At 41.7% G+C, this 15270-nt stretch carries 10 protein-coding genes; 6 read left to right on the plus strand and 4 right to left on the minus strand.

Annotation, left to right across the window (positions count from 1 at the left end):
* The first annotated feature begins 323 nt into the window (after positions 1-323).
* The gene (locus AC3A8L_RS12630) at positions 324-3431 is read left to right on the plus strand and encodes a diguanylate cyclase domain-containing protein (protein ID WP_487962621.1); all 3108 of its coding nucleotides are present in this window, start codon (positions 324-326) and stop codon (positions 3429-3431) included.
* Between the two features lie 55 nt (positions 3432-3486).
* On the opposite strand, the gene AC3A8L_RS12635 is transcribed toward AC3A8L_RS12630, so the two are convergent.
* Both AC3A8L_RS12635 and AC3A8L_RS12640 read right to left on the minus strand, forming a co-directional pair.
* Positions 3487-4671: an endo-1,4-beta-xylanase gene (locus AC3A8L_RS12635; RefSeq protein ID WP_487962622.1), complete on the minus strand. Its 1185-nt coding sequence runs from the start codon at positions 4669-4671 to the stop codon at positions 3487-3489.
* Positions 4672-5293: 622 nt separating this feature from the next.
* Positions 5294-5833 (minus strand): acyloxyacyl hydrolase, encoded by a 540-nt coding sequence (locus AC3A8L_RS12640; protein WP_487962623.1) that lies wholly within the window; start codon positions 5831-5833, stop codon positions 5294-5296.
* 1085 nt (positions 5834-6918) lie between these two features.
* On the opposite strand from AC3A8L_RS12640, the gene AC3A8L_RS12645 reads away from it, so the two are divergent.
* Together AC3A8L_RS12645 and AC3A8L_RS12650 are read left to right on the plus strand one after the other, a co-directional pair.
* Positions 6919-8415 (plus strand): WW domain binding protein 11, encoded by a 1497-nt coding sequence (locus AC3A8L_RS12645; RefSeq protein ID WP_487962624.1) that lies wholly within the window; start codon positions 6919-6921, stop codon positions 8413-8415.
* A 993-nt stretch (positions 8416-9408) separates the two neighbouring features.
* Positions 9409-9780 carry a hypothetical protein gene (locus AC3A8L_RS12650; protein ID WP_487962625.1) on the plus strand — a complete coding sequence of 124 codons (372 nt, stop codon included), beginning with the start codon at positions 9409-9411 and terminating at the stop codon, positions 9778-9780.
* 384 nt (positions 9781-10164) lie between these two features.
* Here the strand turns inward: AC3A8L_RS12650 and AC3A8L_RS12655 are convergent, their stop codons facing one another.
* Complete coding sequence (locus AC3A8L_RS12655) at positions 10165-10572, minus strand: hypothetical protein (protein WP_487962626.1); 408 nt, start codon at positions 10570-10572, stop codon at positions 10165-10167.
* A 436-nt stretch (positions 10573-11008) separates the two neighbouring features.
* Entirely contained in the window at positions 11009-12046 is a 1038-nt protein-coding gene (locus AC3A8L_RS12660; RefSeq protein ID WP_487962627.1) for a transposase, read from the minus strand.
* 1084 nt (positions 12047-13130) lie between these two features.
* On the opposite strand from AC3A8L_RS12660, the gene AC3A8L_RS12665 reads away from it, so the two are divergent.
* The 3 genes from AC3A8L_RS12665 (at position 13131) to AC3A8L_RS12675 (ending at position 15035) form a co-directional block, all read left to right on the plus strand.
* Positions 13131-13640 carry a hypothetical protein gene (locus AC3A8L_RS12665; RefSeq protein ID WP_487962628.1) on the plus strand — a complete coding sequence of 170 codons (510 nt, stop codon included), beginning with the start codon at positions 13131-13133 and terminating at the stop codon, positions 13638-13640.
* A gap of 91 nt (positions 13641-13731) precedes the next feature.
* Complete coding sequence (locus AC3A8L_RS12670; RefSeq protein ID WP_487962629.1) at positions 13732-14133, plus strand: hypothetical protein; 402 nt, start codon at positions 13732-13734, stop codon at positions 14131-14133.
* Positions 14134-14735: 602 nt separating this feature from the next.
* On the plus strand, positions 14736-15035 hold the full coding sequence (locus AC3A8L_RS12675) for a hypothetical protein (protein ID WP_487962630.1): 300 nt from the start codon (positions 14736-14738) through the stop codon (positions 15033-15035).
* Positions 15036-15270 lie beyond the last annotated feature (235 nt).

Raw genomic sequence — 15270 nt, forward strand, 5'->3', positions numbered from 1 at the left:
ATATTTTTAACGAAGACAAGCGTGCACCCAGGAATTCAAAAACGGGAAGTTATTTAATGCACGCCCCTAACCTCGACAACCTATACCTGCACCACTCGAATATTATCAGCTTCCCAGTAAGGCCCGCCTAAATTGATAGGCCGCCACTGCCTTCCCCCTAGCACTAAAATTCCGTGTCGCTTATAAGCAAATCAATGGCAAACTGCTAGAACAATAATGTTTTCTCCATCACCCTACAATCTTATCTATTAAGCGCTTTCGCCGTCTAGACTCTAGGTAGGGTCTATTGATCTTATAGAGTCGAGGTTTTGATGGGGCGGACATTGAGTGAAGTATTACAGCGTGTGCGATATATTGCGTACAAGCTGCCTTCGCGTGCCTGTCGATTATTTGTACGCTCAAACCTTTCTGCCACCTTGATCTTCTTCACCCTTTTTGCAACCACCACTGCCGCCGACGTATTCACTTCAGCAATAAAGAGCCAATATTTTTTTGAAAACCGCTTAAGCGAGAATGACGATGGACTAGGGGATATCCGAGCCATATTACAAACGCACGATGGCTTTATGTTAATTGGAGCCGACGCGGGCTTGTATCGCTACGATGGCTATAATTTCGAACACATCCATATTGCTGAAGAATCTAAGCAATACATTACTGAAGTACGTCATATTTCTAAGTTATTTGAAGATAGCCAAAAACGATTATGGGTAGGCTCCACGGTAGGGATTTTGGAGCTGGATCGCTCAACCAATTTACTCAGTAATATTAGTCAAGATCGTACTACAGGTTTTTACGTGAATGATATTGCCGAACTGAATAATGGAGATATTATTTTTGCTTCTTATCAGGGCTTTAAAATATTTAATCCAGTAACTCATGAAAGCACCTTATACACCACTCAATCCACAGATACTCAGGGCAATCTAAGCGACGACACCATCTATTCGATATGGGTACAAGACGACAGAAATATTTGGCTAGGCACACGCAAAGGTCTCAATCATTTTGATTCAACAACAAAGACGTTCCAAACCATAAAAATTAAAAACATAGAAAATCAAAGTGATCTTGCAGTACACGCACTTAAACCCAATAACAATAATGGATTGTGGCTGGGAACAAACGGTGGACTCATTCACTACAATATCGGCACTCAACAATCGCGTATTTACAATCATGAGGCAAACAACCCACAAAGCTTAAGCAGTAATACCGTATTGACTCTCTTGAACGATTCAAAAAATCAGCTATGGGTTGGCACTGACTCTACAGGTTTAAACTTATACAATCCTCAAAGTGATTCGTTCTCGCATGTACAGCATGAGGCCGGGCAAGTGGGCACCTTAAGCTCCAATACTATACGAACAATATACGAAGACTCACAAGGAGACATTTGGATCGGGAATTATCCTTCGGGCCTCCATTATTTAGATCAATCAACGATAGGGCTGAGCCATGTAAATCAGAAAAATGGATATGAAAATGGCTTAAGCCATAACTCCATCATGAGCATTAGTGAAGATACACACAATAATTTTTGGTTGGGCACTGATGGTGGAGGCCTTAATTATTGGAATTTAAAAACCAATAGCTATACACATTATAAACACGACAGTAATGACCCAAACACTTTAGCGAGTAATGCGATATTAGACACTTATCTCAAAGATAATTATTTATGGCTTAGCATGTGGGGCGGAGGCATTAATCGTATGAATGTGAACAACGACCAGATTATTCGCTACCCTTTCACATATAAAAAAATACCCGGATATAGCCAAGCATCTGAAGTTAATAGTGGTAACATATGGACAATTAAGGACGACAAAAAAGGCCATATTTTTCTTGGCACCCATAACGCAGGGCTAGCCATTTTTGATACCGAGCTAGCGGTATTCAACCATTACACTTCCGATGAACATATTAATAATAATAACGTACCGGCAGAAATAATTTGGGATATTAGCATCAGTACAGATGGCCGTATTTGGCTGGCCACTTTAAGCGGCATCTGCCTCTTTAACCCGGATACGGGTAAGTGCCCTCGCCCACAAGGAACAGAACATTTATACAATGGTACTAGCGATCAATCCATCCTCAGTATTTTTCAAGATAAAAACGGATTAATGTGGCTAGGATCGGACAACGGTCTTTATCAATACGACCCCAAAACCTATGAACTTATACGCTACGGCGATGACTACGGAATTGAAAACGGTACCATACGTACAATTATTGAAGACAATCTTGGCATGCTTTGGGTTGGGCATAAAAGAGGTATTTCATCCTTTGATCGCGACACTAAAACCTTTACCAACTATACCCGCTACCAAGGTCAACCCCTCGGCGAAATAAACCCCCGCGCATCCCTACTTACAACAACAGGGCAATTATTATTTGGCAGCACAAACGGTTTATACATTATTACCCCTGACAAATTACATAATACTAAATATCAATCAGAAATAAAAATAACCGAACTCAAAGTTTTAGCAAGGCCCATTCGCATTGACGACGGAACCAATGTATTACAAAAAACTATTGACAGAACTAAAAATATAGAACTTTCACATAATGAACGCATGTTTACTTTTGAGTTTTCGGCATTAAATTTTCGCCATGTAAGCACCAATCGTTATTCCTATTTTCTAGAAGGTTTTGATAAGGAGTGGATTCATATAGGCCAGCAACGCTCTGCCACTTATACAAACTTAAACCCAGGCTCTTATACCTTTATGGTTAAAGCAAGCAATGTAGGGCTAGATTGGGATTCCGAACCAGCGGTAATAAAAATAACAATATTGCCGCCACTGTGGCAAACAGCATGGGCACACTCAATATATGTATTCTTAATTGCATTACTCGGATGGATAATTTTTATGCTTGGACGCTATAAAATGCGATCCGATAGATTTGAAAATTTGTCGATTACCGATCCACTTACTGGTTTATTAAATCGCGCAGGCATTCACAACATTGTGAATAAAATGATTCCCAAGCTGGGAACACAATCGACTGTAGGACTCATACTTATCGACATTGATCACTTTAAATCTGTGAATGATAATTTTGGTCACGACGTGGGTGATGATGTACTGATAACTTTAAGCGATAGCATTAATACCTCCATTCGCGGCAGCGATTCTTTTGGGCGCTGGGGCGGAGAGGAATTTATTTTGATATGCCCAGGCAGCAGCGAAGAAAGCATTCGCAATATTGCCAATGCTGTGTGTCAAACTGCTGCTACGACACCTATCCAGACACAGGGGAAAAGCCTTACTATCACTGTCAGTATCGGCTACGGAATTAAAGCGCACAACGAAAATTTTGAACGCGCGCTTAAGCGCATCGACATTGCTCTTTACCACGCCAAACACAATGGCCGTAATAGGACCGAGGCAGCTTCACTTAAGGAATCTCTTAATTGAAAACTCAAGCCTGACTATTACGGTTATGAACATGCCTGTATATTAGTAGAGAACTTTACTTTACCGCTTTTTGATAGGGAATGGATAGCACAGATTCTAGCGCAGGCTTTGCATTTATTTTACGATCAAAAAGCAATGGGTAGTTAGTGCGATTAGCAATAGGGTAATCATTTTTCCATGACATGCTATCGTGAATACCCCAAAGCGTTACACGGCTTATTTTATCCCGCTTAGCGTAGAATAATTCAAATAGCTCGGCATAGCGCTCTGTTAATTGTCGCTCTACCGCCAGTGGTAAACCATGAGTATAGGGATCTAAAAACGTTTCAAATTCTTCGAGCTGAAATTGTGGGTGTAACATACCAGCCCCAATAATTTGCCCCTCTTTAGTTAAAGGCAAAACATCGATGTCCAACTCTGTAATCATAACTTTAATGCCAAGTGCCGCGTAAGCATCTATGGCTTCTTCAATATATTCACGCTTTGGAAAATTCAGCCCCCAATGTGCCTGTATTCCTACGCCATCTATGCGTATGCCCTCAGCTTGCAACATTTTTACCATACGCACAATGCCGGCAACTTTTGCCGGCCGCCAAGCATTAAAATCGTTGTAGTAGAGCTCTGTATTGGGGGCGTACTGCTCTGCAAATTTAAAGGCATATTTAACCAGCGTGTCGCCATCACCGATGCCGTTCACCCATGTGGTAGGCCGATACGACCCGTCGTTATCTATAACCTCATTAACAACATCCCATGCTTGAACTTTTCCCGCGTAACGGCCTGCAACAGTTTCTATGTGTTGCCGCATACGCTCAATTTGCTGCTCGGGTGTATTAGGTTTTTTATTGTGGAAAAAAAACCAGCTAGGGGTTTGATTATGCCAAACCAAGGTATGACCAACGATAAACATATTATTCTGCTGGCCAAATTCGACAAATTCATCAGCTGGGCCAAAGTTGTACTCGCCAGGCTTCGGATTAATAACTTCGGCTTTCATGACATTTTCAGGCGTAATGCTGTTAAATTCACGGATGGCGATACCCTGAAGCTTACTGCCATCGCTCTGAGTTATATCTTCGTTTAGCGCACTACCGATTAAAAAAGCCCCTTGATAAGCGGTATGCAATTCACTGCTATGGGTAGCCGTAGGCACGACAGTACAATCCTTGCAGGCGGTAAAATTACTACATCCAGCAAGAAATACTAAATTTGATAATAGTGCTAAATAAGTCGCTTTCATTATTTACTCTTATTATTAAAATTAACCGCTAGATAACGGCACACCGAGCTACACACCTGCTCCTGAGCACGTTTCGCCCAGCATCACGCGGTGCGTTTTACGGAAAACGATGACACCCATAAGACTTTTATGCAAATAACGGTAACCCACAAACATGGGACTTGCTTCATGAATCAGCACAAAATACAGGCAGTTTTTATGTATTATATTTTGTACCGGCAGACGTTAGTGCAAAACTACGGCGAAGGTTATCAAAGCAAGATGACCTAATCGCTAAATCAATTCAAAGGGATAATAGTCGCGAACAATCAATTACAACTCACCCGCTAAGCCAACGAATATCAATTAATAACTCCCATTTACAAGACGCTATATTAGGCGAAGTTATTTATCCCGCTATGACAAAATTAGCAGAAAGGTGATCGGTTTTAACCCAACTTAGCGAAAGTAGTGGAGGCAAGTCAGCCTCCAGGGAAGCTGATGATTAGAATAATAACTGAAAAAATATCAGAAATTAGCACCATCGAGTGATTTAGGTATAGCTAATAACTGAGATTTTTTAACTTAACACGGATCGGGTTTTGAACATCCTTTCATTTTATTCACTCTAGAGCCTCCAAGGCTAGTATCGCCACCCCAAGGAAAATGATAGAAAGTTCTCACCTATATTGGGTTCCTGTAAAGTGCCATTTGAATAGTGCATGAAAAACAATTCCATCGTATATCTCTCGAACCTATACCCCATGCCCAACCGTTCCCGAAAAACAAATTTAGACCCTATACGCTCTGTACCATCGTCGCCAATAAATGCCCCTAAGCCCAAGAAACCATAGTATTTCTCTCCACCAAAAATGACATCTTGCGACAAACCCAATAAGGTCACACCAGCTAAATTATCTTTTGAATCCACACCACCGTAGTAACCGCCATAATAGCCAACATGAATATTCCGTCGCCCCTGCTGGCGAAAAAATGTATTCGGCTGACTGTAATTTAAAGTAACCCCATGGTATTTAGGCTCAAAACCACCATTTTGCACAGACATTCCGACATCAACTGCCAGCTCATTATCGTAAGTTGTACGCTCTGCCGCATAAACCGCAGCAACATTTGCCGATAGAACAACCGTAAGGCCCAACGTATAAATAGGCATCCACTTCATATATTTTATAATTCCTAATAATTTTTTGGATTAGAGTTAACTGCTGACCCAGAAGGAAGATTATCGCCAACAAGGAAGTAACGACAATCGAGGACATACACATCTAAACTCGATCCGGAGTATAAAGATCTAAAGGACGAGGCAATAGTAGTTTATCCAATTAGGCGAAGAGGGCCTGCAGGGAAGCAGGTTATGGGAATAACGCATTGAGGCAGGAAGCCCCTTATTAGACATTGCATCCGTATAGGGATATACGTTATTAGGGTACTGCAGGAGCTATTACCGAGGAGCATAATGTCGTGGAGCAGCTATCCAGGCACGTAACGCTTTGGGCAACGAAGGTAAGGATGGCCCTACGCCCAATGGGACAATCTATTATTTCCTCGCCCCTTAGCTATCATATCAAGTACTCTCGAGTCGATGATTAAGCAAAAATAATACTAGAATAAGCAGTAATATTTTTAGATATGGAGAGGAGTTTTCAAGGTGTAGGCCATATCAAAATATTATCTAACGAGCAAAAAAATCATCGAAAATTACACTCAGCATTGATCTAAGTTTTCGGTGTAAGGCTTTATAAAATCCCTCCACCCAACACAACAATAAAAGTTTTTTCAATATGCGTAATATTATTTCGCCAACCATCACCACAACCGACAAACCCTGAAGTATTTTAATTGCAGCGACACCTTGAGTTTTTTGTTACCGCTTAGGAGCGTGCACGGAATAAGTTGCTGGAGTTTGGGTTTTTGGGTGCTTGCTTGACAAGGCGAAAATATGGCGTAATAGCCGGCTATTGCAAATATTTTTAACGAAAGCAAGCGTGCACCCAGGAATTCAAAAACAGGAAGTTATTTCATGCACGCCCCTTAGCAGGTTATGAATGCCCTATCGTTTATTGGCCTACTGCCCCCCCCCTGAAAACTCTAATGATCACAAAGCTTCATACAATCGTTATACATTTGTGATGATTCTAAATTTCATGCATGCGTTAATTAGATCCGAAAACAGATGGTATAAATAACCCACCAAGGAAAAACGTTATGCAAAAATGAAATCAACTTTCATTAGCCATTAGCTTAAGCATGGGCTTATTTACTAGCTTTAATGCATCAGCTGAAAGTTATGGCATTAGTAATCATACTGCACAGAGTAAACATCAATTAATAAAAGAACTAAAAAAAATTAAAAGAGAGCAGCGTCAAAAACGATGCTCTAGAGCTAGGCACGATGATCCTCGTGAAATTCGGCAATTACTCCGGCGAGAAGATATCAGACCACTCCCAAAAGGCTTATGTGACCGCTTAGTCGAGCTGGAGCGTCGACCGCACTCCCAAACTGTACTTCCTGTATTTTCTGAAGCCGACGATCCCAGTCAACTATTTGCTTATTACAACCTCGATACCACCGAATTCGAGCCTAATCCTTTTACCGCTGGGATTGAAGGTATTAATGACCAAGCACTCGCGACTGGAGCAAATGTTGCTAATGGAAATTTACCCACCATAGGCAGTGTTCGCATGGTTTTTGAGCCCAAAGAAGGGCTACCTGGCGACCCACAAGACTTTCGTGACCCGGCGGCCTTTATCGATGTATTTACCGATATCTCAGGTCTATTTGTCATTAATAATGAAGCAGGTTGGTATGAAGGCTGGTTGATCCGTGATTTAACGGTGCCAACCACTATTGCCGAGTTAGACCCAACAGGTGCGAACCCCTGGGGCACATTGACACAAGCCGATTATGCAGCACTCAATGCACGCTCTGAGGTAGGAGTAAATAGCCTAGGCAGTATCTTTACTTTAAATGGTCAGGCCGTACGCTTCCCATCACAAGAAGATAATTTTGCAGAAAATGATATTGGCAATACTGTTGGTTATCCGGTAAGCATTGGCGCATTTAATTCATTACAACAAGCCGATGTGCACGCCTACTGGGAGCTTAATCCCGGCACCAACTGGACATTCCCACTGTACGAGCTGCCCTTCACCGGCGGCCTAGATGGAAAGCCTTCCGTTCAGAGCCCGTCAATCGTACCGCCGACATCCGCATCACTGTTAAGCGCTAACATTCCAGAAGCCTTGATCACTCCAGAGCGAGCGCTAGCCTTAGGTGATGACCCCATTAATCCTCGAGACCCCGATCGCTTTGAAGACAGCGTAAACTTTACTCAAGCTGAAACTCGAAATCGTTTTATTCCCAGCAATTTAGCTAATGAAATTTTTCTTGATGTCTTTATTCGCACCACATCCTTTGCACCGGGCATAGGAATGCCAGATCGGCTATACATGGCATATCAACATCAAGTTGCAAAAGTGGATCGCAATGGTGATGGAGCCATTTCTTTTGGCGAAGCGGCCATTCTGAGTGAATTCCAAAACGGAGAGCAAACATTAACAGGTCGAGACTTGTACTTATCCGCCGCCGACTTTAATCGTTTCGCGGTAACACGAGAAATCAATGACGGTCTATTAGCGCCGCGTTTCGCCCCAAGCCAACGCGCTTATGTTGCTTCGGGGTTCGCGACATTTTTAAATGAACCCGTAGAGGCCTCTATTCCACGTGATGCTGATGATCGTTAGTCACTAAAATCGCAGATGCCCAATGCTTGGCGCGCCATATTCGGCGCGTCCTTTTTAGCATTATCTTCATTGTACTTCGAAATTTAATGCAGAGTAACGGTTAATGTATTGAGCTCAGTAGAAGGTAAATTAATTATCGCTAGGTGTTTTAGCCTTTAACCCAAAAACTTTTCGTATTAAGCATTAGCGCCATCAAATACATCGGCATTAATAGGTGATGCATTAACGCCTGACAAAAAATCCGGATTAACTCTAAATATTTTTAGGGTTTATTGTTGCTTATGGTGCGCATAGACGCCACATTTTTAACAAAAAAATGCTCTACCATTTCTGTTAAAAATTGATACTTTAAAACGACATCAGCATCAGTAAATCTAGGGCATATAAGAATGCATTCAGTGATGCCCTGTCTCTTTACGAATGGGGTCAAGCGTTAAGGACGAGAAAACAATACATTATCCACTAAGGGCGTGCTTTCCACCTCCTCCCTTCGTTACTCAAAGTGTTACATACCTCGGTATGCGCCGCTTTAAGCACCTCGATGAGAACGCGGAATCCTTCGCCTAATTGGACAATCAATTATTACCTCGCCCCTTAAGCACCGCTTATCGACTATTTGGCAGTTAGGCTATTATTTTACTGACGATAAGTGATAATGTAGAATCCTTTGGGTGCGTATCCGTAGCGCGTTATTTTCGATACGGTTAGGGCGCTGCAATTTTATTAAAAATACATTTTGTGTTATTAGTAAAATTAAGATATTGCCCAATGGTATGTTGTAAACCTTCGGCGGGAACAAGGCTAGCTGTATTTTTTGACATTAATCGTCACGCTAGCGACGAGGGAACAAGCGTTCATCCACTAATGCTTGATGGCGGTACCCCTATAGGCTCAAGCATGCGACTATTGTAGTGCCCCTTGTTAAAAAAGCTGACCCCTTCGCCTAATTGGATAAACTATTATCGCCTCATCACTCAGCAAAGGAAGAAAGAGATGCAAGTTAAAATATTTACAACCGGTAAGCTCTATGAAACACGTAACGCCAAAAGCAATGACATTCGAGAGAGCCTACTGGCCGCTACAGCCCTGCGTAAATTGGGTTTTCCAGATATCACGCCCATAACGAAATTATCAAAACATATTACTGACATTTGCGTGCATCATAATCGTAAGCTTCATTATGTCTTATTTGCTAGCGAAGATAACGCTATTACCGGTCTTGCGACTTTAAAAAACAGCGGTCTGGATTGCCTGTTTAAACCAGGCTCCACCGCTCGGTTTGTCCCATCCGTAAACTACCCCGACCTTAAAAGCCCCTACGGGTCGGCCAAGACAGGGTATAAAAGCGAACGTGGATCGTGGTGAAATTGAGAAAATAACTAGGGGTGCCTTAAGGTATAGCGGCGGAATCGTATATCCAACATCGGTGTGAGGGGGAGCTAAGGGGCGCATATGAAATAACTTCCCGCTTTTGAACTTCTGGGTGCACGCTTGCCGTCGTTAAAAATATTTGCAATAGCCGGCTATTACGCCATATTTTTGCCTCGTCAAGCAAGTACCCAAAAACCCAAATTCCAGAAACTTATTCCGTGCACGCCCCTAATCGGCCAATTCATTTATTTTTTTTAAAACCGCCCTCGACTTTTTCCGGCAAAGGCTAATCTTGAATATCCCTATTCAGATATACGGACCCACGTGCCGTGTGATCTGGGGCCAGGAGATAGAAACTCCTGGCCCCAGATTTAAGTTTTACTGATTAAAAGTATGATTACCGGAAGACTGTAACGGATGCAAGATCTCAATCGATACGCTATCAGATTCAATTAAATCTATTAAATTTTTAAACGATGTTTTATCACTCATGCTTACATTAGAAGCATGGGCATCTTCTTCTGTCTCCCAATAGTAAACATCAACCCAAACTTCATTAGCATCTTTGTATAAAGATTGATGTAAAAAGCCTTTTAAACTTTTCAAGTCTAAGACCATTGCATTCACAGCATCAATCATTTTTTCATCTGGAATACCTGATTTAGATTTCCACTTAACGGTTTCAAAAATTTGGTGGTTAGAATTCAATTTATTTTCCTCTGCTGATGTTTGAACACAAAATATGAAAGCTGCAATAGCAGCTACTGATTTAAATAACTTAGACATTAACAACACTGCGACTAAAAACCAAACGCTCGGGTAAGCCTCCTCCACTGCGTTGCTTACTTTATGCGAGCGTAGCAAAAAAGCACAAAACAAGCAACGCAATGGAGGAGGCCTAAACTGTTTGTTAGAGCTACTCCCTGGGGGGAAAATTGGGGACACCCAAAACTAATACCTCTCAAGAATTCTCAGACAAGATAGTCCAGTAGCCCGAGAATCATACTCCTCAGTAACAACAGGTAACGCTCGTTAAAAAATGAGTTTAGCCGCTCTTAAATGACAATTCAGGAATTAGAAAGGGGGTTAGGGGCGAGGCATGTAACACTTTGAGTAACGAAGATGAGGAAGTAGAGAGCAAGTATTAGTGGGTAATATATTGTTTCCTCGCCCCTTATATCGACTTGCTGCCGCATCTCGTGCGGTTAACGAAAAAGTCGACCTAACAGCCAAATATTCGGCGAGCAGCGCCAAGGCCCTTGACCCAACATTGCTCTAGCTTTTCGGCGCAGGGTTTTATGGCATCGCCGCGACCAATGCAGTGATGAAAGTCCTTTTCGATACGCGGCATGTTATCTAACCAATCATCGCAATTAATATCTAAACGCTGCAATATTTTAGGCTCTGCCATTGCGATAGCGCCTTTTTTATTCGGTAATATTGCCCGTCCAGTCCAATCAATTAATTCGAGGTAATCGCGCCAGTAAAAGGGAATAACACCTGTAGCGCGCTGACCTTGATGCACCGTGTCAGCGGTGGGAAGGTGATTCTTTTTAGGTGAGTTACAGAATTTAGCTAACCTAATGGGCTTTTTATCTTCGGCTTTTTTAGCGGGTTTATTCAAAGACTGAATGCGTTGCTGAATCGCCGTAAAATCACTGGTTTCTGGCAGTGCTGCCATGCCGGCGCGTACAGGGTTTAAATCGACATACGCCATACACGTGATAATCGCCTGCTCGTCTAGCAACGCTTGGCTTTTAAAGCGACCCTCCCAAAAACGGCCGGTGCATTTATCTTCAACGTTGGCGAGTCGTGCGATATGTTCATTCAAACACCGCATAAACCAACTAATGTCACATAAGCGGCTACGCCATTCAGTGATTAACTCGTCGGCCTTCCATTGCTCAGCCTCACTCAACGGTTTATTTTTTAACACCTTAAGGGTTAAATCATGGCCTTTAAATAGCTGCATCCAGCGGCGAATAACGACTTTATCACTCCAGTTATCGGCCTTGGGCTTATCCATATGCAGTACAAGGTGGTAGTGATTTGACATCACCGCATACGCCGCCACATCAATCGCAAAAATATCGGCTAGCTCAGCTAATTTATCCGTTACCCACTCCTTACGATGCGAGTAATCCGTACCCGTTAACTTATCTTCGCCAAATAGCCAACCTCGACGAACTGCCCTGCAATAACAGTGATACCACGGGGTTTGATCTAGCGACATGATTAACTTTCTGGGCTTGGTCATCATTCACTCCAGTAAACAGCTCTTATTTAGGTATAGCAAAGCTCCCTTTAAATGCGAGATCGTTCGTTGGTGTTATGGATGTCCTAGATATTGCCCAGATATTGCCTATCCTAGATATTGCCTTTAAAAAAACTCCGCCTAACGCAGCGGCTTGTAATGTTATAGAAAGGGGTATCGTCTATTGATACCAATTGGCTACGCGGTTGAGTCATGGTTGCTTATCCAGTACTTTATGGATTAACACTAGATAATGTTTGAGCTGGAGTCAAATAGCGCATTGTTTTAGATAATGAGTTCTTTATACTCTTCTACTTATTTGACTGGTGCCTGTCCTCGATTATGTTACCCGCTAGGGTGACGGGGGTAGCGGGAGCTGCTGGTTAATTGGAGCAATTTTGGGGATATCTGCATTTGGGGGATAAAATGCCATTATTACTGCTTTCTATTTTGGTTTATCTTACCGCGTATATGGTGGTTGAACCATTAAGAAATTTTTTATCAAACAAAGCATTTGTTATGCTACTTTTTGTCTGTCAATTGATAGCCTGCTGGATGTATTTAGAGCCTGTCTATTGGGGGCTATGTTCGTCATTACCTTTAGTAATATATGCATTGATTTTTGATCACAATAAGCTTTCTCGTCGTAAATAAAAATCTCGCCAAAAATAATTAGGGACATCCAGAGCGCTAACCTATTAAATCAAAAGGTTAGTGTTCTCTGGGTTTAAACCTCAAAGCAGCTAAAAGTTCACGGCTTTAGCTGCTTTTTTATGGGTTGTAATTAGGCGGGTTACTGTTTTTTTGATCGGTATATTTAGAGTTAACAGTGTCAAGCTGACATTGAGTCGGACCGTTCCAGCAACTCAAAGGGCTGCACACTTAATTCGGCTGACTAGCTAAACTGTATGGCGCGCCAGCGCCATGGAGCACTACGTGCCAGAATTCGACTTTAGGAGGTAGAGCGACACAGAAGCCAAAGTCGAAATGTTTAGCACCGAAGAGGCTCCAGCTCAAGGTGTATCGGCTGTTAAAGTATTAGTATTAGCCGCTCGACAGGGAAAAAATTTTGATCACTGGACAGAATAATGTGGATATTACGCTGGCATCGAATAGTCATAGCTCTGATGTTGAAATTGAAATTAGTAATGCGGTAAGGGTAGTGAGAAAATTGAATGAGTTGCCTATAAGTAGTTCAGTACACCCAATTTATTGGCGTTTTTGTATTTATAAAGTGACAAGTTTGATTGCGCCAGCAGTTTTTGTATTACTGATGGTGTGGCTTGTGGAGCGTTTGGGGTTTGAAGGCGTTGATTGGCGTTATGTTTTAGCGTTTGTAGCGATAGTCGCTTGTGGATCATTTTTTCTGTCGCCAATATCTGATTTTTCAATTGATATAACACAAGGCGTTGCAATACTTAATCGGTCACGAATGATATTTAAAGATGAGCGCCGCTATGAAATAACGCTTGTGTCGGTAGGGAATTATTTTTTAAAGTTTAGGCGAGGACTAATAGTTTCTTATCTTCCATCCTATATATATGGCAAAGCAGGATTAGATGCGTTGGCTAGTGAGTTGGGGCAGTTGCAAAATAAATGAGGGACAATTGCCCCCGACTTTTATGGCTATCGTCATTGTACTGAGCCCAATTTTACCTGTAAGCGATGTTAAAATTTAGAGTGAAATTCTGATGAACCAAGAATCAACACCTCATTTCATTAATGTCGATTTTGAGCTCCAATCTACTTCAGGGCTAACTCTACTTGCTCAAGGGCTAGGGGGGAAGATTGCCATACTTAGCTCCGATGAATTGGATGGTATATACCGATTGAATTTTGAAGTGGTAGGTTCTGATCGTGTGAGTGGCTTAGCATCCATTATTTCAGAGGCTGCGTCTCTATTCGATCATTTATCTGATGAAGCAAGAGTTCAATTTGATCTATGCGAAAATAAAGTTGCTGATATCGGGTTTAGCAGTGGGAAATCGGGTTGGCATTACGGTGAACTCCCTAGTAATGTACTGGCTAGTCTAGTTCGGCTGGGTTTCGGTATTAAGTTTTCTATATATGGCTTAAGTATCGGTAACAGTTAGAGCATCCAAAGCCTGAATAGGCGTAACAGTAAGGAATTCGACGGACAGACACTCTAAATTCCTTTAGGTAAATAGCGGTAATGCTATTCTTTGTTACTGGAGGCTTTTCTGTACTTGAGATTGGAATTATACTGCTATTCAGAGTTTGCTCGTGAAGCACTTTGTGGGTAAGTTTTGATAGGAAATCTAGTTGTAATGATCGGGGTTAAGGCTCCTTTCCTAATTGGAGGCTAATGTTGATCTTTACTCATAAGTGCCCAAGCTGTGACCACTCTCATAATTGGTTTTACCGATTTAAATTTAGTTATGATTCTGATCCAATGCTCCCCTGTAGTAATTGCGGTTGTGAATTACTTGATCAAGAGCGCTTTGCTCTTCTCAGTATAGCAATGGCTATACTGTTTGGTTTTTTGATCTTTTTTCTTCCTCCTTTAAATATCTTTTTGGCATGCCTTATTACATGTGGCCCGCCACTATTAGGGATTATTGCTCTATTACCACTAAAGAAAGAAACAAGCTAAAGCTAGACTATTTCAATTTTTAAATACCGCCGGGGACATCCACAACACTAACCTTTAAGTCAATAGCAGGAGCGATTATTGATGGCTGTAGGGGATATTAAATTAACAAAAATTAAATTTAATAATTTGCCCAGAAAAGAGCGCTTGCGAATAATTTTAGAGGTGAAACGGCGTTATACGATGATATCAAAGCTAGAGTTAGTTTTGGCTTTAGCCGGATTGAGCCTATGGGTCATTATTTCTTATTTCTGCTACGTATTAATTGGAGATAATGGGATCTATATCTCTACGGCTGTTGCGGGGATCGTTTATTTTTTGGCTTATAATATTCTTTGGAATAAAATCGTTTTCCCAAAGATAGCTCAAGTACTGAAAGTATAAATTTGGAATTTTATGGTTTACAATTAGGCGGACTGCTGTTTAATCAACCGACTAAAGCTGACAGCGGAAAACTGAGATGAGTTGGATCGTTCTAAAGAGGGCTGGCGGGGCACAAATTCTAAATTCTATTTACCAAACTCTTTGAGGTAGTGGGGTATTATTTATGGGAAGTTACTGATTACAACACTGTAGACAGTTTTCATGAGGCAATAAGCCCGTAATCACTCAGCTCTTC

The sequence above is a fragment of the Marinagarivorans sp. genome (assembly GCF_982758155.1).

Bases quoted from the DNA above. Each gene is read 5' to 3' on its own strand.
- AC3A8L_RS12635 (WP_487962622.1), bottom strand. From the start codon at position 4,671: ATGAAAGCGACTTATTTAGCACTATTATCAAATTTAGTATTTCTTGCT.
- AC3A8L_RS12640 (WP_487962623.1), bottom strand. From the start codon at position 5,833: ATGAAGTGGATGCCTATTTATACGTTGGGCCTTACGGTTGTTCTATCG.
- AC3A8L_RS12645 (WP_487962624.1), top strand. From the start codon at position 6,919: ATGGGCTTATTTACTAGCTTTAATGCATCAGCTGAAAGTTATGGCATT.
- AC3A8L_RS12650 (WP_487962625.1), top strand. From the start codon at position 9,409: ATGCAAGTTAAAATATTTACAACCGGTAAGCTCTATGAAACACGTAAC.
- AC3A8L_RS12655 (WP_487962626.1), bottom strand. From the start codon at position 10,572: ATGTCTAAGTTATTTAAATCAGTAGCTGCTATTGCAGCTTTCATATTT.
- AC3A8L_RS12660 (WP_487962627.1), bottom strand. From the start codon at position 12,046: ATGATGACCAAGCCCAGAAAGTTAATCATGTCGCTAGATCAAACCCCG.
- AC3A8L_RS12670 (WP_487962629.1), top strand. From the start codon at position 13,732: ATGAACCAAGAATCAACACCTCATTTCATTAATGTCGATTTTGAGCTC.
- AC3A8L_RS12675 (WP_487962630.1), top strand. From the start codon at position 14,736: ATGGCTGTAGGGGATATTAAATTAACAAAAATTAAATTTAATAATTTG.